Raw genomic sequence first — 19,845 nt, 5'->3', positions numbered from 1 at the left:
TTTTTATTAAATTAGCCGTTAAGCAAGATTATACTAAAATAGTGCTTATGAAAGAGAGAATTTTATGAATAAAAGGTTTTTGATAAGAAATTTAGGTGTTTATTATATGCTTTTAGCCTCATTTTATTTCGCACTTACGGGAGCTTTTGCTAAGGCTTTGGGAGGTGGGATGAGTTCAGTTGAAATTTCATTTTTTAGAAATGTTGTAGGGTTATTCATAATTCTTTGGGCTATTTTTAAATACGGACATAACTCCAAAGGTGGAGCTTTGTTTTTGCTTTTTATGCGTGGATTTGTAGGCATAATTGCGATGATGGCATTTTTTTACAACATTGCTAATATGGGCTTAGCTGAAGCTTTTACATTTGCTAAAACTTCAGCTATGTTTTTAGGACTATTTGGAGCTATATTTTTAAAAGAAAAGCTTGGATTTTGGGCTTGGTTTGGTATACTTATTGGATTTTTGGGGATAGTTTTTATAATGCAGCCAAATTTAGGTTTTACAAAAAACCATTTTATGGGACTTTTAAATGGTTTTTTAGCAGCAGTTGCTTATATGAGCGTGCATGAATTAAGAAAAGCTTATGATACGAAAATAATAGTTTTATCTTTTATGCTTTCAGGAACTTTGGTTCCACTTTTTTGTATGGTTGCATCTGAGTTTTTTACAGTGCCTATTTATCTTGATTTTTTATTTGCAAAATTTATAATGCCAACACCTAAAATGTGGATTTTTATAATCTTAATGGGAGTTTTTGGACTTTTATTTCAAACTTATATGACAAAGGCGTATGCTGCTTCAAGACACGCTGGAACAGTGGCTGCTGTTGCATACTCAGATATAATTTTTACTTTAATAATCGGAATTATTATGGGCGATAGTTTGCCAAATTTAATGGCTGGTTTTGGTATAATTTTAGTTATAGTTAGTGGCGTTATAGTCGCCATGCAAAAATAAAGGAAAAAGATGATTTTAATAGCAGGACCGTGTGTAATTGAAAGTAGGGATTTGATATTTAAAGTTGCTGATAAGCTTGTTAAATTTAATGAAGATAAAAGGCTTGATTTTTATTTTAAAAGTAGTTTTGATAAGGCAAATAGAACAAGCATTAAAAGCTTTAGAGGTCCAGGGCTTGAAGAGGGACTTAAAATTTTAAGTGAAGTTAAAAGCAAGTTTGGTTTTAAAATTTTAACAGATATTCATGAAAGTTATCAAGCAAAACCAGTAAGTGAAGTAGCTGATGTTTTGCAAATCCCAGCATTTTTATGTCGCCAAACAGATTTATTAGTTGCAGCTGCAAAAACAAAAGCTATTGTAAATATCAAAAAAGGACAATTTTTAGCACCAGATCAGATGAAGCATAGTGTTAAAAAAGTTCTTGAAACTCGTGGAGTTGATGAAAGTGGCTTTGAAATGGCTAAAAACAATGGTGTTTGGCTTTGTGAAAGGGGTAGCACTTTTGGCTATGGAAATTTAGTTGTAGATATGAGAAGCTTACCAATAATGAGAGAATTTGCTCCAGTAATATTTGATGCAACTCATAGCGTGCAAATGCCTGGAGGACTTGATGGAAAAAGTGGTGGCGATGCTAGATTTGTACCATATCTTGCAAGAGCAGCTGCAAGTGTTGGTGTAGATGGATTTTTCTACGAAACACACTTAAATCCTTGTGAAGCATTTTGTGATGGGCCCAATATGCTAAATTTAAGCGAGCTTGAAAAAGTTGTAGATGATACTCTAAAAATAAGAGAAATTTTAAGTGAAAAATAAAGGGTTATTTTTTGTCATTATAGGTGCTTTATTTGAGTGTGCGTGGGTTTATGGTCTTAAATTTGCACATACAAATTTGCACTATATTTTAACTGTTTTTGTTGTTTTTGCAAGTACGTTTTTCTTCATCCAGTCATTTAAACATCTTCCTACAAGTCTTGCATATATTCTTTATGTGGGGCTTGGAACACTTTTTGTTGTTGTGGCTGAGATAATTGCAACAAAAAATTTTGATATTATTAGAACTCTTTGTATAATTACGCTTTTAATCGGCATTTTTGGCTTAAATAAAGAAAATAGCAAGGAAAATAAAAATGCATAGTTTTGCTCTTTTAATTTCTGGTGCTTTGGAAATTTTTGGTATTTTTCTAAATTCTAGGTTTCCAAAATTTAGAGGATATAGAAAATACATAGTTTTTAGTGTAATTATGGCAAATTTCGGTCTTTCACTTCTTTTTTTAAGATTTGCTATGAAGGCAATGCCAATGAGTGTAGCTTATGCTATCTGGACGGCAATTGGAGCAATAGGGGCAGTAGGAATTGGCATAGTTTTTGATAATGAGAAATTTAATTTTAAAAAAGCTTTTTATTTAGCTTTAATAGTATTTAGTGTTATAATGCTAAAAATTTTATAAAAAAGGAAAAAAATGAAAATCATAGAGGGAAAACTCAGCATTGATGGTAGTAAAAAAGTTGCAATCATTAGCTCAAGATTTAATCATATTATAACCGATAGATTGGTTGAGGGGGCAAAAGATGCCTTTTTAAGACATGGTGGAAAAGATGAAAATTTAAGTCTTATTTTAGTTCCAGGAGCTTTTGAGATACCATTTGCATTGCAAAAAGTATTAGAAAGTAAAAAATTTGACGCGGTTTGTTGCGTTGGAGCGGTAATTAGAGGCGCTACTCCTCATTTTGATTATGTAAGTGCAGAAACTACAAAAGGTATTGCAAATGTTACTTTAAAATATAATATGCCTGTAACCTTTGGAGTGCTTACAACAGACACGATAGAACAAGCCATTGAAAGAGCTGGAAGCAAAGCTGGAAATAAGGGCTTTGAAGCTATGAGTGGACTAATAGAACTTCTTAGTTTGTATGAAAATTTAGGAGAGTAAATGGCTACAAGACACCAAGTAAGACAAGCTGTTGTATCGCTTCTTTATGCAAGAGATATAAATGGTGAAAATGATGAGTTTAAAAATGAGTTTTTAGAGAGTAAAAAGATAAGAAATAAACAAAAAATTTTTACTGAAGAATTGATAAGTGGAATTTTGTCAAATTTAAATACTCTTGATGATGTTTTAAATGAACATTTAAATGAGTATAAAATGAATGAAATAGGCGAAGTTGAAAGAGCTATTTTAAGGCTTGGAGCTTATGAAATTAAATTTAGTGATATTGATAAAGCAGTTGCTATAAATGAAGCGATTGAACTTGCAAAAGAGATGGGAAGTGATACCTCACCAAAATTTGTAAATGGAGTTTTGGATAAAGTAGATAAATGAGAGCTTTAGCCTTTATTTTTATTTTTGCTAATTTTGTTTTTAGTAGTGAGATATCAGCTACTTATAATGTTAAATTTGGAATATTTGGCAAAGTAGGAGAATCAAAAACAAGACTTATAAAATATGAAAATAACGCCACTTATGAAATTTATATGGATGCTAAAACAACTGGACTTGCAAATAGTTTAAGTGGTGATAGAAGGGAATATTTTTATAGCTATGGAACTATTTATAAAAATTATTTAATTCCTAAATTTTATACACAAGAAACTAGGCGAAATAAAAAAGGTAAGCAAATAATAAGCAAGAAAAATTATGAATTTGACGAGTTTGGTAAAAAGATCAAATTTGTAAGGTACAAGGGAGATGATAAGAGTCTCGAAAAAACAGATGAAAAAATTTTAGATTATTATTCGCAAAATGATTTGCTGACCTTGTTTTTTAATTTTTCAAAAATAAAAACCATTCATTTGCACTTTGCCTTAGTTGTAGCTGGAGCAAAAGACAAAGATGGATTAATTGAAATTAAAATTCCACAAGACAAACAAAAATCACGCCTTCAAAACGAGCTAGATACTAAATATCAACCTTATATAGTTTTTATAAATCAAAGGATTTTCTCATCAAAAAGAGGTGAACTTCATCTTGCTTTGGATGAAAATGGATATGCAACAAAAGCCATTTTAAAAGATGTTATTTTATTTGGTGATATCGTAGGAGAGTTAAAAGAGTTAAATTTTAAATGATTTTTGGAATTTAAGCAATATATCAGAAATTAATGGATATAATTACAATCTTACTTTTTGGATAGATGGGTGAGTGGTCGAAACCACACCCCTGCTAAGGGTGCAGCTCATAACCTGGGCTCGAGGGTTCAAATCCCTCTCTGTCCGCCATTAAATTTTATCAAGTAAAAACTACAAAGAATTTTAAAAAAATACCTACTTTTTAATAAATATCAAAGATTTTCAAGCTTAGATTTACATACATAAATCAAAACAGATATGACTATGAGTGGTGATAATTTTAAAATTTAAAGGAGTATTTAATGCTATCATCGCCTTACTTATATCTTTAATGTTGTATTTTTTATAAATTTTATTTATAGTTTTTAATGCATAATGCTTTTAAAATGCGATTTTGCAAAATTAATCAAAATTTATAATTAAAAAATAAGTGACACAAGAAAAAATCTTTTGCCACTAAAAGATTAAAATTTATAACTTAGCTTTACCCAAAGTTCATCTATTTTTGATTTATTAGTTTTATTGTTTAATGTTTTTTCCTCATTAAGGCTTACCCACATTAAATTTGTGCTAAAACCCTCTAAACAAGGAACTTTATAGTTAAGCGCTAAGCTATATCCATTATATTCTCTTTTTACATTTGCTGGATTCATTCCTGCTTGTTTATTAGGAGTGCTGTGTTTTGAAAATACATAAGCTGCGCTAGTTTTTAAGTTTTTAATACCAATTTTTGAAAGGTCATAATCGGTTTGAAATTTATAAGTTGTCATGCCTGCTGTTGAGGTAAAAAGATGTCCGCCTCGAACTGGTAAAAATGTATAGCTATTTCCACCAAGTCCAGCGCTCATTATGACAGATTTATTTTTGCTTACAGTTGTAGCAGCGGCAATAAAGTTAAATCCATTTAAGTTATAAACTCCAGCTTTTATACCATACATTTGACCATTAAAATTTCTTTCTTCTAATTGACCTGAAGTTTTAGAGCCTCTAAAATTTGCATCAAATTTAAGGCTAAAATTTTCAAAAGGCACTTTATAGTTTGCCTCAGTATAGTAAAGATGAATATCTCCATTTTTATCTTTCATATTGGGAATTGCAAATTCAACATTATTCAAATAACTATATTGAGCTGTTAAGTCTAAATTTTCAAAACTTTTATTTGTTAAACCTAAATAGTAAAGCCCATCAAATTTATGAGCTTTTGGACCAACTCCACCAAGAGTGATTCTATCTTTAAATTTTGGATATTTTCCGCTTTCATCACCCATTATAGAGCTTGTTCTACCTTGAAATTTATAAACATAGCCTAAAAAAATATCATTGTTTTCTATATCTTTAATGTTTGCTGTAGCGCCCTCAAAAGATTCTTTTAAAATTCTTGCACCATTTCCAGCAACTAAAGGAGTATTAATAAATTACCTTCCGATTTTAATATCACTATTTGATATTTTATAACCTAAATGAAGTTGTGATAAAACAATTCCTTTAGTGTTTTGTTCGCCATTATAAAGTAGTTTTGCATTTTTTTACCAATTGGAGCAAAGGCTATTTGGGCAGTTGATCCAAGATAAAAACCGTATAAATCACCTGTTTTAAGACCAAGCTCTAAAGCAAAATTTGTAATGTTTTCGTTATTAAATTTGCTAGTTTCATCTGTCTTATCCCAATACCAGGCTTTAAGTTCTGAGTTAAATTTTGTATTTAATAACGCATCTTTTAAGCTTTCGTTATTTGAGTTTGCAAACGCCATACTTGAAAGTGCAATAAGTAAAGTTATGCTAAATTTATGAGGTTTCATAAAAATCCTTAATAAAAAATTTATCCAAGATTATAGCAAAAGTAAAATTAATTTTACTTTTTTATAAGAAATTTAGTTTTGGCCGAATTCTTTCATAAAATACTTATAAAATCGCTTATAGTAAGGATTTGAGCCTCTGTGTCTCATACCGTAATTATAACATTCTATGGTTTGTTGCATATCTTTATTTTTGGCATTAAAACATTTTCTAAGGATTTTTGCACACTTTGTTAGATTGTAACTCGGGTTAAATATATATTCTACTTCATTTATGCTAAAATTTTGAGAGTTTAATTGTCCAAGACCAACATCTATATTAAAGCCATTTTTTAAAAGAAGTTTTGATATTTCTATTGCGTAAGATTCATTTGATGGATTTATAGAGACTACCCATTTTGATTTATTTAGCGAATACGGACTTGCTTTCACTTTTATGTTTTTTGTCTCTAAACTTTTAAAATAAATTGCATTTTGTTTATTTGTTAGAAACGAAATAGCGTAAGGATTAAGATCGCTTTCGATTTTTACTATTGTGTAAAGAACTTTGTTAGCTATTCCTTCTTTGTAAGATACATCTTTTATGGCGTATAAAATTTCTTCATAACTGTATGAAAACAGTGAATTTATAGAAAAAAATATAAAAAATAAAATTTTCACATCCAACTCTCAACTTTAAATTTTTAGTTTAAATTATAGCAAAAATTGTAAATTTTGAATTTTTATAAAAGACTTTAAGTCTTTAAGCTTAATTTAAGATATTTGATTGTATAATTTCAATTCCTTTTTAAGGAAAAAGCTTAAAAAGTTGGTCGCTTAGCTCAGTTGGTAGAGCGCCACCCTTACAAGGTGGATGTCAAAAGTTCGAGTCTTTTAGCGACCACCACTTTAGGTGCAGCAGTAGTTCAGTTGGTTAGAATATCGCCCTGTCACGGCGGGGGTCGCGAGTTCGAGTCTCGTCTGCTGCGCCATTTTTAAGGTGTCTTGCTAGCTCAGTAGGTAGAGCATCTCCCTTTTAAGGAGGGGGCCGTTGGTTCGAATCCAACGCAGGACACCATCTATCATTTTTTTAATCAATCATCAATTACTTTTTATGGGGCTTTTATCAAGTTAAAGTACGCTGTTTAGTGCATCTGCCTTAAAAAAATTAAAACTTTTAATTTTTTCTTATTATTAATATATTAAGAAAAATTAACCAATTTTAACTAAAAGTATAAATTTGACATTTTTTATAAAAAAATAGCCAAATTCATTTAAAAATGCAAAATAAAAATAAAAAATGTAAATAGTTTATATAATTAATAATAAAAAGAGCTTTGCTTTTTAAGGGTTTGTATCGTTTTATATTGTTGATATTTAAATCTTGCATTGTTTATTAGGCACCAATAAAAACACCATTCTTCTTTGTTATATGCTATTAAATCACTTATTTTTTTATTTTTTGGGTTGGAATTTAAAGATATTATGCAAAAATATTGATTACTTGAGATAATAACAATTTACATTTAGTATATTAAAAATTTAGTAAAATTTTATAAAAATTAATATTTTATATGAAAGTAGGTTCCTGATTATACAAAAATATTAAAAATCAATGGTTTATTTGCAAGGCAAATGCATTTTCTATAAATTTGACAAATTTGCAAAAAGATAATAAAATCAAGCTTTTAATTTAATATGACCCTTTCGTCTAGTGGCTCAGGACGTCGCATTCTCAGTGTGAAAACGGTGGTTCAAAACCCCCAAGGGTCGCCATTTATTTATAAGTGGAGTTAAAAATAGATATCTATATAATTCTAATATTTTTTAGGTATTTTTCTATTTTATTTATGGTTTTTACACTTTATAAAATTTATTTTATCTCCAAAAGCTATCAAAATAGGTTTTTTATTTCAGCTATATATAATTGCAATTTTTCTTAATTTTTAAGTTTAAAATGAGAAAATTTACACTATTTTACAATTTGGAGATGATTTTTTAAACTTTCCATTTTTAAGAGCAGTTAGATTTAATTTTTCATTTTTTATATTTTTTGTTATGAGTAGTATAAAAAGCTAGAAATTAAATCCTAGCTTTTTAAAATTTATGGTTTTGAAATTTATTCTTTTTCAACAGTAAAACTAAAAGGAACACCTTTTATGACACCTTTTGAAAAAAGTTTTTTTGCATCTTGAAGCACTCTATCTCTTTCTTCATCGCTTGCTTGATCATCACTTACTGTAGCATTTACATCATAATATTTATTTAAAAGTTTTATTATAGCTTCTTGATTGTCTGGATTTATTTTTGAAGCTTCTTTTAACATTACAGCCGATTTTGTATAAGCGCTTTTTCCATGAACAGGGGCAAATATTATCCTAACATTTGCATTTCTTAAATATTTTACCATTTTAGTTAGATGCTCACGACAATCAGGACATTCAGGGTCACTTACTATATATGTCATAAATTTGTTATTTTTATCAAAAGACTCTATATTTATAAATCTATCTTTAGGAATTTCTTTTATTATTTTATAGGCTATTTTGTCTTGATTTGCTTTTATATCTGCGTGAAGTTTATCCATTCTTCCTTCAATTAAAATTTTATCTTTGTCATCTCCTATAAAAACTAAATTTGAAAAGCCAATTACACTCTTTCCATCTTTGCTTACAAACATCGGCACCATTTCTCCATTTATATTTGTAATTACAAAATTTAGCCCATCAATTGATTCAAGCCTATCAACTGACATTATCTCAAATTTTTCAACATTCTTAACTATATTTTTAAGTGTGCTTTCATAATTTTGACTAAAATTCTCATTGGCAAAACCTTGTGTAAATACTAAAGCACTCAAACCTAGGTAAAAAGCAAATTTTTTCATAGTTCATCCTTTATAAAATTTTATATATTATAGCCATTATTGGATTAAAATTTTATCATTTTAACTATATTTTTTGCTATAATGCTGTTTTTATTAAGATTAAGGAGAATTTATGGCTTATTCTATGGGCGATTTAAAAAAAGGCTTAAAAATAGAAATTGATGGTATTCCATATAAAATTGTTGATTATCAACATGTAAAACCTGGAAAAGGTCCAGCTTTTGTTCGTGTAAAAATTAAATCTTACACAACAGGAAAAGTTTTAGAAAAGACTTTTCATGCAGGTGATAAATGTGATGAGCCACATTTAGAAGAAAGACAGATGCAGTATTTATATGATGATGGTGAGTCTTGCCAGTTTATGGATACTGAAAATTATGAACAAGTTGCAATTAGTGATGAAGAAGTTGGTGATAGCAAAAAATGGATGCTTGATGGAATGATGGTTGATGTACTTTTTCATAATGGAAATCCAATTGGCTTAGAGGTACCTCAAGTTGTTGAACTTAAGATTATAGAAACAGCACCAAATTTTAGAGGTGATACTCAAGGAAGTAATAAAAAACCAGCTACTTTAGAAACAGGTGCTGTTGTACAGATTCCATTCCATATCCTTGAGGGTGAAGTTATAAGAGTTGATACAGCAACTGGCGAATATATAGAAAAAGTCAAAAAATAAGTCAAATTTCAAGGAATTTTCCTTGAAATTTTCAATGGTTTATATTAAGTCTAGAATTTCATTTTTGTTTGGGAAGCGATTAGTCTCCTTTTTGGAAAAAATCACTTTGTTTTCAACTTCGACTATAAAATTTCCACTTCCACCAGCTATTAACTGTACATTTGCATTTGGAAATTTAGATAAAATTTCATCTTTCACACGGAAAGCTTTTGGTTTATAGTTTCAAATATTGCAATATGTAATCTTTATTTTCATAAAATTTCCTTTATTTAAAAAATCAAGTATAATTATAGTATTAAATTTAAACTAAGGAGAAAATATGAAAAAAGTTGCAATTATTTTAGCGGATGGATTTGAAGAGATTGAGGCAATTACTGCAATAGATATTTTAAGAAGGGCTGAGATTAAGGCTGTTAGTGTTGGTCTTAATAAAAAAATAGTTAATGGAACTCACGGCATAGAGGTAAAAGCAGATATGATTTTAGATGATTTAAATGTAGGCGAGTTTGATATGATAGTTTTACCGGGTGGGCTTCCAGGAGCTGAGCATTTGGCAAAAAGTGAAAAATTAGCTGAAATTTTAAAAAAATTTAATGATAAAAATTTAAAAATTGCTGCTATTTGTGCAGCTCCTTGGGCACTTTCAACAGCCAAAGTTTTAAAAAATAGCTACACTTGCTATCCAGGATTTGAACAAAAGGTAAATCACCAAGGTTATACAGATGAAAAAAATGTAATAATTGATGAAAACATAATAACTTCTAAAGGGCCTGCTACAGCGATGGAGTTTGCTTTAAATTTGGTAAAAGTTCTTTTGGGCGATGGTAAATTTAATACTTTAAAAACAGAGCTTTTATATAAATAAAATAAATTCAAAAAATTTATATCAAAATAGTTAAAATTTGGGTAAAATACCAAAACCAAAATAAATTTGGTAATTTTTTTAAGGGATATAATTTGAATATCTATGTAGGTAATTTACCGTTTCGTTTAGCTGAATCAGAGCTTAGAGAAGCTTTTGAACAGTTTGGAGAAGTTAGTCGTGCTAAGATCATAAAAGATCGTGAAACAAATCGCTCAAAAGGCTTTGCTTTTGTTGAGATGAGTAATGGTGATGAGGCATCAAAAGCCATAGAAGCTTTGGATAATAAAGAGCTTTTTGGTAGAGTTTTAAGAGTGAATGAGGCTCGTCCTAAACAAGACTAAATTTACTTTTTAGACCGCAAAAGCGGTCTTATTTTCTTTTTTTAAATTTCTTTTTATTTCTATTTTTTTTGATATTAACCATATTTTTATAAGATTTTTATACAATTACATCTATAAATAAATTTTTAAAAGAGAGTTTTATGAGCAAATTTACGCACTTACATTTACATACTGAGTATTCACTTCTAGATGGAGCAAATAAAATTCCAGAACTTGCTTCTATATTAAAAGAGCAAGGCGTTAAAAGTGTTGCGATAACTGATCATGGAAATATGTTTGGAGCCATTGATTTTTACAAAACTATGAAAAAAAACGGCATTAAGCCAATTATAGGGATTGAAGCTTATATTCACAATCATGATGATTTAGGTGATAAAAGTGATAGGCAAAGATTTCACCTTATTTTACTTGCTAAAAATGAAATTGGATATAAAAATTTGATGTATTTAAGTTCAATGGCATTTTTAGAGGGGTTTTATTATAATCCAAGAATTAATAAAAAAATTTTAAAAGAACATAGTGAGGGTTTGATTTGTTCAGCAGCTTGTTTGCAAGGTGAAGTTAATTTTCATCTTAATGTAAGTGAAAAAAATAGACAAAGAGGTGCAAAAGGCTATGAAAGAGCAAAAGAAGTTGCACTTGAATATAAAGAAATTTTTAAAGATGACTTTTATCTTGAAATTATGCGTCATGGCATAACAGATCAGCTAAATATAGATAAGCAAATTCTTCAAATTTCAAAAGAAACTGACATAAAAGTCATCGCCACAAACGATGCGCATTATCCATATCAAAATATGAGTGAAGCACATAATATTTATATGGCGATTTCAGGTATGAAACTTCGTCATGCTGTAAGGCAATTTTATGTAAAAAGTAGCCAAGAGATGGAAAAAATCTTTGCTGATATTCCAAATGTTATTGAAAATACACAAGAGATTGTTGACAAATGTAATTTAGAACTAGATTTAGGTCATCCAACTCCGCCAAATTTCAAATTTACAACAGATTATGCAAAAAATTTAAATTTAACTTTGCCAAATCCTGGTGTTAGAGATGATTTAGAAAACGATAAAGTTTTATTTGAGTATTTAAGTAGAAAAGGGCTTGAAGAAAGACTCAAATTTATAGACTCATCAAAACATGAAGTTTACAAAGATAGACTAGAAAGAGAAATAAGCATAATAAATTCTATGAAATTTCCAGGATATATGCTTATAGTAAGTGATTTTATAAATCATGCCAAAGAAAAAGGCATCCCAGTTGGACCAGGCAGGGGAAGTGCTGCTGGAAGTTTGGTAGCATTTTCATTGAAAATAACAGATATTGATCCACTTCCATATAACTTGCTTTTTGAAAGATTTTTAAATCCTGAAAGAGTGAGTATGCCAGATATTGATGTGGATTTTTGCCAAGATAGGCGAGGGGAAGTAATAGATTATGTAATTGAGCAATATGGCAGATACAATGTCGCTCAAGTTGCAACTTTTGGAAAGTTGCTTGCAAAAGGTGTTATCAGAGATGTTGCAAGAGTTTGTGAGATGCCTTATGCCGAAGCTGATAAAATGGCAAAGTTAATACCAAATGAGTTAAAAATAACTCTAAGAGATTCATTTGATAAAGAGCCAAAAATAAGATCTTTACTTGAAGAAAACATAGAAGCTAAAAAAATTTGGGATTATGCATTAGAACTTGAAGGCCTTAATAGAAACGCAGGAATGCACGCGGCCGGAGTTGTGATAAGTAATGATGAGCTTTGGAACAAAACCCCTGTTTTTATCCAAACAAATAATGATAAAGGTCATCTTATCACGCAATATACAAAAGATTATCTTGAAGATGTTGATTTAATAAAATTTGACTTTTTAGGGCTTAAAACTTTAACTGTTATAAATAACGCTATAAAGCTTGTTAAAATGCGATATAACAAAGATGTTATTTGGGAAAAAATCGATATAAATGATAAAAAAGTTTATGAAACTATAAGTAGTGGAAATACTCTAGGTATTTTTCAAATAGAAAGTGGTGGTATGCAAAAACTTGCCACTGATTTAAAGCCTGATAATTTTGAAGATGTTATAGCGATGATAGCGCTATTTAGACCAGGTCCTATGGATCTTATACCAAACTTTATTGAAAGAAAACACGGTCTTGCAAAGATTGATTATTTGATAAACGATATAAAAGATATTTTAGAGCCAACTTATGGAATTATTGTTTATCAAGAACAAGTTATGCAAATCGTTCAAAAAATAGGTGGATTTAGCCTTGGTGAAGCGGATATCGTAAGAAGAGCGATGAGTAAGAAAAAAGAAGAAGAGATGAAGCGTCTAAAAAAAGAGTATTTAGAGGGCGCTAAAAAAGGTGGATATGATATCAAAAAAGCCGATGAGTTTTTTGAAATGATTATGAAATTTGCCTCTTATGGATTTAATAAATCTCACGCTGCAGCTTATGCATTAATTACTTTTCAAACTGCTTATTTAAAAGCATATTATCCAGCTGAGTTTATGGCTGCGCTTTTAACAAGTGAGGAAAATAACCTTGATAAAGTTGCAAGATATATCGATGAGATCAAAAGACTTAATATTGAGATTTTACCACCATCTATAAATTTATCTTTAAGAGAATTTAGCGTTGTTCAAAAAGGCGAAAAAGATGCAATTGTTTTTGGAATGGGCGCTATAAAAGGTGTTGGTCTTGGTGCGATAGAAAATATCGTAGAAGAGAGGAAAAATGGAGATTTTACTGATATTAGCAACTTTGCTTCAAGGATAGATAGTTTTAAGGTAAATAAAAGAGCACTAGATGGACTTATAAAATCAGGCGCGATGGATTGTTTAAAACTAACGAGAAAAAATTTATTTTTAAATATTGATAACATTACAGAATCTACGCGCAATGCAAATAAAATAAAAAGCGATAAAGAAAACTCTTTATTTGCTGATTTAAGCGATGATGATATGAGTATGGAGGTTGAGGTACATTTAGAACTAACCAATGGTGAATATACTCAAAAAGATATTTTAAAAAACGAAAAAGAAGTGCTTGGACTTTATCTTTCAGGACATCCACTTGATGATTATGTGAATGAAATAAATGAGATTGATTATACATTAACTAGTCAATTTGAAGAGCTTAATGATGTAACAGAGACTTTATTAGTGGGAAAAATAGAAGAGATAAATACAAGAATAACCAAAAAAGGCTCTAAAATGGCGATAGTTAATGTGCTTGATCTACACGGAAACTTTGAAATGGTAGTTTTTGATAACAAACTTCCCGAGATAGAAGCTTTATCAGAAGCTGAACTTGAAAGACCTTATGCTTTTAGAGTAAGAATTGAAAAAGATGATGCGCAGTATAAAATAACCTTAAATGAGTTTTTAAGACTTGATGAGGCAAAAAACTCAGATTTTAAAAAACGAAGTTTTGCTAAAAAAGGCTTTAAGAAAGAAGAAAAAAGAGTTTATGAAGAGTATGTCTATACTATAAATTTGGATGAATTAAACCAAAATATAATTAATGAAATTTACAATCTTGCCTACAAACAAAATAACTTGAAAAACTCTAAAAAACTCATTTTAAGAGTTGAGACTTCAACAAAAGTATATATTTTTGAAACAAATTTCTTTGTTGATGAGAATTTTGGTCAAAATGTGGATCAATTTTTAGTAGCGTAATTAAATAAAATTTGGCAAGAATATATTTTTTAATAGCTTAGGAATTTTCCTAAGCTATTGGTTAAATTAAATTGTAAAATTCTATTCTTTATGTTCTTTTTCATAAGCCTTTTTTGCTTGTTTTAAAGCACTTTCAACATCGTTGTTATCAATTACTTCTTTTGCTAAGTCTTTTAAATCATCAGCACTCATTTTATTAATATCACCACCTTTGGTTTGAAAAAATTTTGTAAGTATTGCAAGATAAATCCCAGCACTTACGATTGTAATTGCATAACCTATACCGCCCATGATAACCATTGCCCCAACATTACCCACGATAGGAATAAAAGGCAATGTTGTAGTTACTGCAATGGCTCCAACAGTAAAAGCAGCCAAATTTGCAACTATACCGCCAGCTAACGTTTTTAGTATATTTTTTGAGATAGAAAGTCCTATTTTATTATTTATTCTTAAGTACATACCCCAAACAAATCCTGCTATTGTCGCAGTTGCTATAGCTCCACCAAAACCAGGCACCCAACCACTTGCAACTCCAGCCGCGGCTGCACCTTTGCTATGAAATAAAGCAATATCCTTTATATCTTCAGGCGTGACATTTGAAGGTATACCTTTTCCTATTTCATTCATAACTGAAAATAATTTTTCAGCTAATGAGCGAATATCAAAAATATCATCAATATCTTTCATTTTTAACCCCTTATCTTAAATATATTATTTTAATTATATGAAATAAAGTCTAAATTTTTAATAAATTTACGATAATATTTCGCAATTTTCTTTTAATAAACAAAAAGATATCTTTTCATTATGAAATACACTCAACAAGACAAAGCAAGAATTTTAAGAGTTACAACTAGAACACTTCAAAGGTGGCGAACGACAAAGCCTGAATTATATGCTATTATAGAGGCTTCTTTTATTCTTAGAGAAGCTATTTCGCTTGATGAAGAAACAAATAAAAAAGTAAAAGAGATGATAAAAGAAGCAATTCCTGAAAATAGCTAGGTTAGCTAAAAGCCAAATAATGAAAATGGTTAAATATATTTTAAATATAATAATTAAATTTTTAAAATAATTTTTTGAAATTTAGACTAAATCTTTGAAGTCATTTAGCTCAAATAAAAGTAAATTTTCACTTCTTAAATTTATTAGTTCCTTACTAAAGCCACTTTTTGAAAAAAGTGCTACTATGTGTGGTGAAATTCCTAGTTTTTGACATTTTAAGTCTATTAAATTTAAGATATTTTTACAAACTTTTCTCTCTTTGTATTTTACTTCGCCAACTATGAAAAAACCGTTAAGCTTAGCAAAAATGTCTATTTCAAATTCCTTTGTCCAAAAGCTGTAAATTTCAACCTCTTTTAAGTCAAGCCTTTTTTTTAAAAGCTCACAACTTAATGCTTCAAATCCTAGGCTTGAGTAATTATCAAAATCACACTTTATTTTTTCCAAAACTTCATCAAATTTATTTCTTTTAAGTAGGGTTAAATTTGGCTCTACAAATCTAAACCAAAATCTTAAAAAGTTACTTTTAAAATGAATTTTATCATGCATAACATATCTTCGTAAATGCCTTGGAAGCTTTTCCTTTGGATGTTTTGGAGCAGGTTTTTTCTCTCTAGTTTTTTCTAAAATTATATAATTTTTATTAAGTAAATCATTTACAATTTTTTGAGATTTATAGCGAGGAAAGATCTTATTAAGCCCGTATTTTTTCCTATCGCTTTTTGCAAATTTCATTAAAGCAAGTTTTTCATCACTGCTTAAATCAAAAATAAATTCATCAAATTTGTATAAAATTTCATTTTTTATAGCTTCAAAAATATTGTTATAAATTTTTATATCACTCAAATTTTCAAAAAAGAAGTCATCAAATACAAAATGAAACTTTAAAAGTTCGCTTATATTTAGATTTGGAAATCTTTTTGCTGTGATTTTTAAAGCGTTTATTCTAATCCTCCTTTTTTAGTGTCATTTTACCAAATTTAGATATAATTTACAAAAATTCAAGGAAATAGTTTGAATATAAATAAAGAAGATATTATCTTAAAAGAAGGTGTTTTTTATTTTGATTGGACGGCTTCTGGTTTGGCATACAGACCTATAGAAAATGAAATTTTAAGAATTTTAAAAACTTATGCAAATACCCACTCAGAAGCTAGTGAGCACGCAAGAATTACAAGTGAGTATTATGAAAAAGCAAAAATTGGTTTAAAAAATTTATTAGAACTTGATGATAAATTTTATCTTTTTTCATGTGGTTTTGGAGCAACTGCAACAATTAAAAAATTTCAAGAACTTATGGGAATTTACATTCCACCGATGAGTAGGGAGTTTTTAAAACTTGATATTAAAAGTTTAGAAAATCTACCTTTAGTTTTAGTTTCTCCATACGAGCATCACTCAAACGAGGTAAGTTATAGAGCAGGGCTTTGTGAGGTAAAAAGAGTGCCATTAGATGAAAAAGGTGAAATTGATTTTAACGCTTTGACTCAAATTTTATCAGAAAACAGAGGTAGAAAAATAATTGCTTCTTTTAGTGTAGCTTCGAATATCACAGGTGTTTTGACTGATTACAAAAGGCTTTATCTAACTATAAAATCATTTGGCGGGATAGTGGCACTAGATGCAGCAAGCGTGGCATCTCACATGCAAATTGATCCTGGTTTTTATGATGCATTATTTATATCGCCACATAAGCTTTTAGGTGGAGTTGGATCAAGTGGAATTTTAATTATGAAAAAAGAGCTTTGTGTAAGTGATGAGCCGACTTTTGCAGCTGGTGGAACAGTAAGATACGTTGATAGAAAAACTCAAATTTATAAAATAGATAAGGAAAAGCTTGAGGATGCAGGAACACCTGGAATTACAGAGCTAATTAGGAGTTATTTAGCCTTTAAGCTTAGAAATGATATTGGACTTGAAAACATAGAAAAAAAAGAACTTGAATTAAAAGAATATTTTCTAGAAAAAATTTTAAGACTTGAAGATATAATATTATATGCCAAAGATGTTAAAAATAAACTTCCAATATTTTCATTTAATGTAAAGGGTTTTGATCCATATACTTTTTCAACTCTTCTTAGCCAAAAATACAATGTAGAAACTAGAGCAGGATGTGCATGTGCAGGACCTTATGGGCATGATTTAATGCAAATGGAAGATGGAAGAGACTTTTTAAAAGATGGTAAGCCAGGATTTGTAAGAGTTAGTATTAATTATACACATGAAAAAGATGATATTGATTATTTAATAAGTGCGATAAAAGCAGTTATTAAACTAAGAGAAAAAGTTAAAATGACAGGTGGAAAACATCTTTGTTAGTTGTGATTTAATTTTATCAAATTTTTATTTTATGTTTTTATATAAATTTTAAAAAGATGTGTAAGGAAAATTTGTGATAGAGTTTTTGTTTTTAGGATGCGTTGTTGGTGTGTGTGCTGGAATGTTTGGCATCGGTGGTGGGGGTATAATGGTTCCCATCTTTACTATGATTTTTTTAAAAGAAGGCATAAGCGATGCAATACATTTGGCTCTTGGTAGTAGCATGTGTGCCATAATAATAACCTCATTATCTAGTTTTTTAGCTCATAATAAAAATAATGCTATTAGGTGGGATTTGCTTAAATTAATTGTTCCTGGAATCATAATAGGAACCATGCTAAGCGCATTTATTGCCTCTTTTATACCAGCTTTTTATCTTGCTATGGTTTTTAGTTTATATATGTTTATTTCAGCTTTAAGAATGTTTTTTTCAAAAAGCGTAAGTAAAACAAGGCGAATTTATAAAAAGTATATTCAATTTATCGCAGGACTTATCATAGGGTCAGTTTCAGCAATAGTATCGATTGGTGGAGGAAGTTTAAGTGTTCCATATATCGCTTCTCAAGGAGTTGATATTAAAAAAGCTATTGGAACATCTGCTGCTATAGGTTTTCCATTAGCTATTGCTGGTACTTTTGGCTATGTCGTAAGTGGCTGGCAAAATACAAATTTAAGTGAGTTTATAATAGGGTATGTAAATTTAAAAGCTGTATTTTTTACTACAATTACCAGCTTTTTATTCGCACCACTTGGAGTTAAAATAGTTCATAATATCAAATCACAAAATGTAAAAAAAATCTTTGGAATATTTTTGTTTATTTTAAGTATGAAAATGCTTTTTGAGTTTATCTAAGTTATAAAACTATAACTTTAAAGCACAAAAAATAAAAATACAATTCCAATAATAATTCTATAAACTCCAAAAGGAATATAATCAAATTTGCTTACAAATTTCAAAAATAAATTTATTGCCAAAAGTGCAACAACAAATGCTACAAAACCACCTATTAAAAATAGCCAAATTTGGGATAAATTTTCTTTAAAAATATTTAAATTTTTATAAGTATCATAAAAAGTTGCTGCAAACATTGTTGGAATTGCAAGTAAAAAACTAAAACTTGCTGCTGTTTTTCTGCTAAGTCCGCTTAAAAGTCCAATTATGATAGTTGCACCACTTCTAGAAGTTCCAGGAATCATTGCAAAACATTGTGAAAGACCTATTATAAATGCTTGCTTGTAAGTTATATCTTCAAGTTTTTGAATTTCATTTTTAGGAGGATTTTTTTTACGAAAAAGTTCAACTATAATAAAAATAATACCCCAAATTATAAGCATATAAGCAGTAATTTTTGGACTAAAAAGTCCTTTTATTGATGAGTATAGTAAAAAACCTATCAATGCTGTTGGAATAAAGCCAATTATAAGTTTTATCCATAAATTTATATCTTGTTTAAGTCTTTTAAAAAACATAAAAACAACTGCTAAAATTGAGCCAAGCTGGATTACTACTTCAAAGCATTTTAAAGTATCTGTCTGTTCTAAATTCAACAAATGCGAAGTTAGTATTAAATGTCCTGTTGAACTAACTGGTAAAAATTCGGTTAGTCCCTCAACTATGCCTAAAATTATGGTATCAAATATTGTCATTTTTTTCCTTATTTTTATTTATTATCAATTTTAAATTTGCTAAGTTTTTTGTGATTGAGTTTGGTTTGTAAGCCGCACTTACAATAGCTAAATAATCAGCTTTTTTATATAAAATTTTATCTAAATTTGAAGCGTTTATGCCACCTATCAAACAAGTTTTAATGTTTAATTTTGAAAAATCAATATTGTCTATATCGCAAATTTGAGCCTCTTTTTTTGTGGTAGAATTAAAAACAGCTCCAAAAGCTGCGTAAGTTGCACCTTCATTTTGAGCTTTTAAAGCTAAATTAACATCTCCATAACAACTTATTCCATAAATTTTGTTTTTTCCTAAAAATTCTTTTGCAACATTTAAACTTGCATCATCCATTCCTAAATGAACACCGTGAGCTTTTACTTTTTTGGCTAAATTTAAATCATCATTTATTATTAAAAATGCATTAAAGTCTTCACATAAAGAGACTAAATTCCCAACAATTTTTTCATCTTTATTTTCTTTTTTACTTCTGTATTGTATAAGTTTAATTCCTGATTCTAGCATTTCTAAAACTTGGGTAAAAATAGTGCTATCCGGGGTATAAAAGTCATCAGTTAATGTATAAAGTTGATTTTTCATG

At 29.1% G+C, this 19,845-nt stretch carries 23 protein-coding genes and 5 tRNA genes; 19 read left to right on the top strand and 9 right to left on the bottom strand.

What is annotated here, in order from left to right; genetic code table 11:
• Positions 1–64: 64 nt before the first annotated feature.
• The 8 genes from CURT_RS07570 to CURT_RS07535 all read left to right on the top strand — a co-directional run bounded on the left by CURT_RS07570 (position 65) and on the right by CURT_RS07535 (position 4,175).
• Entirely contained in the window at positions 65–958 is an 894-nt protein-coding gene (locus tag CURT_RS07570) for a DMT family transporter (protein WP_018712807.1), read from the top strand.
• A gap of 9 nt (positions 959–967) precedes the next feature.
• A complete protein-coding gene (gene kdsA, locus CURT_RS07565; protein ID WP_018712806.1) occupies positions 968–1,771 on the top strand; it encodes a 3-deoxy-8-phosphooctulonate synthase in 804 nt (267 codons plus the stop codon).
• Positions 1,761–2,093, top strand: coding sequence for a DMT family transporter (locus tag CURT_RS07560; RefSeq protein WP_018712805.1), 333 nt, complete (start codon positions 1,761–1,763; stop codon positions 2,091–2,093). The genes kdsA and CURT_RS07560 overlap by 11 nt, the downstream gene beginning before the upstream one ends.
• Positions 2,086–2,406, top strand: coding sequence for a DMT family transporter (locus tag CURT_RS07555; RefSeq protein ID WP_018712804.1), 321 nt, complete (start codon positions 2,086–2,088; stop codon positions 2,404–2,406). Before CURT_RS07560 ends, CURT_RS07555 begins: the two co-directional genes overlap by 8 nt.
• 12 nt (positions 2,407–2,418) lie before the next feature.
• Complete coding sequence (gene ribH / locus CURT_RS07550) at positions 2,419–2,889, top strand: 6,7-dimethyl-8-ribityllumazine synthase (RefSeq protein WP_018712803.1); 471 nt, start codon at positions 2,419–2,421, stop codon at positions 2,887–2,889.
• A complete protein-coding gene (gene nusB, locus CURT_RS07545) occupies positions 2,890–3,279 on the top strand; it encodes a transcription antitermination factor NusB (protein ID WP_018712802.1) in 390 nt (129 codons plus the stop codon). It begins immediately after the preceding gene.
• On the top strand, positions 3,276–4,025 hold the full coding sequence (locus CURT_RS07540) for a DUF3108 domain-containing protein (RefSeq protein ID WP_018712801.1): 750 nt from the start codon (positions 3,276–3,278) through the stop codon (positions 4,023–4,025). The genes nusB and CURT_RS07540 overlap by 4 nt, the downstream gene beginning before the upstream one ends.
• A 59-nt stretch (positions 4,026–4,084) precedes the next feature.
• Positions 4,085–4,175 (top strand) — tRNA-Ser (locus CURT_RS07535).
• Between the two features lie 314 nt (positions 4,176–4,489).
• Here the strand turns inward: CURT_RS07535 and CURT_RS07530 are convergent.
• The 3 genes from CURT_RS07530 to CURT_RS07520 form a co-directional block, all read right to left on the bottom strand.
• On the bottom strand, positions 4,490–5,437 hold the full coding sequence (locus CURT_RS07530) for an OprD family outer membrane porin (RefSeq protein ID WP_081617946.1): 948 nt from the start codon (positions 5,435–5,437) through the stop codon (positions 4,490–4,492).
• Positions 5,438–5,481: 44 nt separating this feature from the next.
• Positions 5,482–5,823 carry a hypothetical protein gene (locus CURT_RS07525; RefSeq protein WP_020608219.1) on the bottom strand — a complete coding sequence of 114 codons (342 nt, stop codon included), beginning with the start codon at positions 5,821–5,823 and terminating at the stop codon, positions 5,482–5,484.
• 72 nt (positions 5,824–5,895) lie between these two features.
• Positions 5,896–6,480 carry a transglycosylase SLT domain-containing protein gene (locus tag CURT_RS07520; RefSeq protein ID WP_115651887.1) on the bottom strand — a complete coding sequence of 195 codons (585 nt, stop codon included), beginning with the start codon at positions 6,478–6,480 and terminating at the stop codon, positions 5,896–5,898.
• Positions 6,481–6,630: 150 nt separating this feature from the next.
• Between CURT_RS07520 and CURT_RS07515 the strand changes: the two genes are divergently transcribed.
• The 4 genes from CURT_RS07515 (at position 6,631) to CURT_RS07500 (ending at position 7,575) form a co-directional block, all read left to right on the top strand.
• A tRNA-Val gene (locus CURT_RS07515) sits at positions 6,631–6,706 on the top strand.
• 8 nt (positions 6,707–6,714) lie between these two features.
• A tRNA-Asp gene (locus tag CURT_RS07510) sits at positions 6,715–6,791 on the top strand.
• 10 nt (positions 6,792–6,801) lie between these two features.
• Positions 6,802–6,877: transfer RNA gene (locus CURT_RS07505), tRNA-Lys, on the top strand.
• A 622-nt stretch (positions 6,878–7,499) separates the two neighbouring features.
• Positions 7,500–7,575 (top strand) — tRNA-Glu (locus CURT_RS07500).
• A 343-nt stretch (positions 7,576–7,918) separates the two neighbouring features.
• Here CURT_RS07500 and CURT_RS07495 read toward each other — a convergent pair.
• Positions 7,919–8,686: a hypothetical protein gene (locus CURT_RS07495; RefSeq protein ID WP_018712799.1), complete on the bottom strand. Its 768-nt coding sequence runs from the start codon at positions 8,684–8,686 to the stop codon at positions 7,919–7,921.
• 112 nt (positions 8,687–8,798) lie between these two features.
• Between CURT_RS07495 and efp the strand changes: the two genes are divergently transcribed.
• Complete coding sequence (gene efp / locus CURT_RS07490; RefSeq protein ID WP_018712798.1) at positions 8,799–9,365, top strand: elongation factor P; 567 nt, start codon at positions 8,799–8,801, stop codon at positions 9,363–9,365.
• A 39-nt stretch (positions 9,366–9,404) separates the two neighbouring features.
• On the opposite strand, the gene CURT_RS07485 is transcribed toward efp, so the two are convergent.
• Positions 9,405–9,620, bottom strand: a complete 216-nt coding sequence (locus CURT_RS07485) for a SelT/SelW/SelH family (seleno)protein (protein ID WP_258280514.1) — start codon at positions 9,618–9,620, stop codon at positions 9,405–9,407.
• A gap of 64 nt (positions 9,621–9,684) precedes the next feature.
• Here CURT_RS07485 and CURT_RS07480 point away from each other — a divergent pair, with 64 nt between their 5' ends.
• The 3 genes from CURT_RS07480 to dnaE all read left to right on the top strand — a co-directional run bounded on the left by CURT_RS07480 (position 9,685) and on the right by dnaE (position 14,254).
• Positions 9,685–10,230, top strand: coding sequence for a DJ-1 family glyoxalase III (locus CURT_RS07480; RefSeq protein ID WP_018712796.1), 546 nt, complete (start codon positions 9,685–9,687; stop codon positions 10,228–10,230).
• A 92-nt stretch (positions 10,231–10,322) separates the two neighbouring features.
• Complete coding sequence (locus CURT_RS07475; protein ID WP_018712795.1) at positions 10,323–10,571, top strand: RNA recognition motif domain-containing protein; 249 nt, start codon at positions 10,323–10,325, stop codon at positions 10,569–10,571.
• 140 nt (positions 10,572–10,711) lie between these two features.
• A complete protein-coding gene (dnaE, locus tag CURT_RS07470) occupies positions 10,712–14,254 on the top strand; it encodes a DNA polymerase III subunit alpha (RefSeq protein WP_018712794.1) in 3,543 nt (1,180 codons plus the stop codon).
• Positions 14,255–14,335: 81 nt separating this feature from the next.
• Here dnaE and CURT_RS07465 read toward each other — a convergent pair whose 3' ends face one another.
• Positions 14,336–14,944, bottom strand: a complete 609-nt coding sequence (locus tag CURT_RS07465; protein WP_018712793.1) for a hypothetical protein — start codon at positions 14,942–14,944, stop codon at positions 14,336–14,338.
• A gap of 120 nt (positions 14,945–15,064) precedes the next feature.
• On the opposite strand from CURT_RS07465, the gene CURT_RS07460 reads away from it, so the two are divergent.
• Complete coding sequence (locus CURT_RS07460; RefSeq protein ID WP_018712792.1) at positions 15,065–15,262, top strand: hypothetical protein; 198 nt, start codon at positions 15,065–15,067, stop codon at positions 15,260–15,262.
• An 81-nt stretch (positions 15,263–15,343) separates the two neighbouring features.
• Here CURT_RS07460 and CURT_RS07455 read toward each other — a convergent pair whose 3' ends face one another.
• On the bottom strand, positions 15,344–16,108 hold the full coding sequence (locus tag CURT_RS07455) for a DUF234 domain-containing protein (RefSeq protein WP_018712791.1): 765 nt from the start codon (positions 16,106–16,108) through the stop codon (positions 15,344–15,346).
• A gap of 168 nt (positions 16,109–16,276) precedes the next feature.
• Between CURT_RS07455 and CURT_RS07450 the strand changes: the two genes are divergently transcribed.
• Both CURT_RS07450 and CURT_RS07445 read left to right on the top strand, forming a co-directional pair.
• Complete coding sequence (locus CURT_RS07450) at positions 16,277–17,581, top strand: aminotransferase class V-fold PLP-dependent enzyme (protein WP_018712790.1); 1,305 nt, start codon at positions 16,277–16,279, stop codon at positions 17,579–17,581.
• A gap of 73 nt (positions 17,582–17,654) precedes the next feature.
• Positions 17,655–18,434, top strand: a complete 780-nt coding sequence (locus CURT_RS07445; RefSeq protein WP_018712789.1) for a sulfite exporter TauE/SafE family protein — start codon at positions 17,655–17,657, stop codon at positions 18,432–18,434.
• 17 nt (positions 18,435–18,451) lie between these two features.
• On the opposite strand, the gene CURT_RS07440 is transcribed toward CURT_RS07445, so the two are convergent.
• Together CURT_RS07440 and CURT_RS07435 are read right to left on the bottom strand one after the other, a co-directional pair.
• On the bottom strand, positions 18,452–19,228 hold the full coding sequence (locus CURT_RS07440; RefSeq protein ID WP_018712788.1) for an undecaprenyl-diphosphate phosphatase: 777 nt from the start codon (positions 19,226–19,228) through the stop codon (positions 18,452–18,454).
• Positions 19,215–19,844 (bottom strand): thiamine phosphate synthase, encoded by a 630-nt coding sequence (locus tag CURT_RS07435; RefSeq protein ID WP_018712787.1) that lies wholly within the window; start codon positions 19,842–19,844, stop codon positions 19,215–19,217. Before CURT_RS07435 ends, CURT_RS07440 begins: the two co-directional genes overlap by 14 nt.
• Between the last annotated feature and the right edge of the window lies 1 nt (position 19,845).

It is taken from the genome of Campylobacter ureolyticus (genome assembly GCF_013372225.1).
GTDB classification, from domain to species: Bacteria; Campylobacterota; Campylobacteria; order Campylobacterales; family Campylobacteraceae; genus Campylobacter_B; species Campylobacter_B ureolyticus.
Note: the sequence above shows the minus strand (reverse complement) of the source record. Positions and strands in the feature narration are given on the sequence as shown.

Bases quoted from the DNA above. Each gene is read 5' to 3' on its own strand.
- CURT_RS07525 (WP_020608219.1), bottom strand. From the start codon at position 5,823: ATGAAACCTCATAAATTTAGCATAACTTTACTTATTGCACTTTCAAGT.
- CURT_RS07495 (WP_018712799.1), bottom strand. From the start codon at position 8,686: ATGAAAAAATTTGCTTTTTACCTAGGTTTGAGTGCTTTAGTATTTACA.
- CURT_RS07555 (WP_018712804.1), top strand. From the start codon at position 2,086: ATGCATAGTTTTGCTCTTTTAATTTCTGGTGCTTTGGAAATTTTTGGT.
- CURT_RS07570 (WP_018712807.1), top strand. From the start codon at position 65: ATGAATAAAAGGTTTTTGATAAGAAATTTAGGTGTTTATTATATGCTT.
- CURT_RS07440 (WP_018712788.1), bottom strand. From the start codon at position 19,228: ATGACAATATTTGATACCATAATTTTAGGCATAGTTGAGGGACTAACC.
- CURT_RS07435 (WP_018712787.1), bottom strand. From the start codon at position 19,844: ATGAAAAATCAACTTTATACATTAACTGATGACTTTTATACCCCGGAT.
- CURT_RS07540 (WP_018712801.1), top strand. From the start codon at position 3,276: ATGAGAGCTTTAGCCTTTATTTTTATTTTTGCTAATTTTGTTTTTAGT.
- nusB (WP_018712802.1), top strand. From the start codon at position 2,890: ATGGCTACAAGACACCAAGTAAGACAAGCTGTTGTATCGCTTCTTTAT.
- CURT_RS07460 (WP_018712792.1), top strand. From the start codon at position 15,065: ATGAAATACACTCAACAAGACAAAGCAAGAATTTTAAGAGTTACAACT.
- ribH (WP_018712803.1), top strand. From the start codon at position 2,419: ATGAAAATCATAGAGGGAAAACTCAGCATTGATGGTAGTAAAAAAGTT.
- efp (WP_018712798.1), top strand. From the start codon at position 8,799: ATGGCTTATTCTATGGGCGATTTAAAAAAAGGCTTAAAAATAGAAATT.
- kdsA (WP_018712806.1), top strand. From the start codon at position 968: ATGATTTTAATAGCAGGACCGTGTGTAATTGAAAGTAGGGATTTGATA.
- CURT_RS07465 (WP_018712793.1), bottom strand. From the start codon at position 14,944: ATGAAAGATATTGATGATATTTTTGATATTCGCTCATTAGCTGAAAAA.
- dnaE (WP_018712794.1), top strand. From the start codon at position 10,712: ATGAGCAAATTTACGCACTTACATTTACATACTGAGTATTCACTTCTA.
- CURT_RS07480 (WP_018712796.1), top strand. From the start codon at position 9,685: ATGAAAAAAGTTGCAATTATTTTAGCGGATGGATTTGAAGAGATTGAG.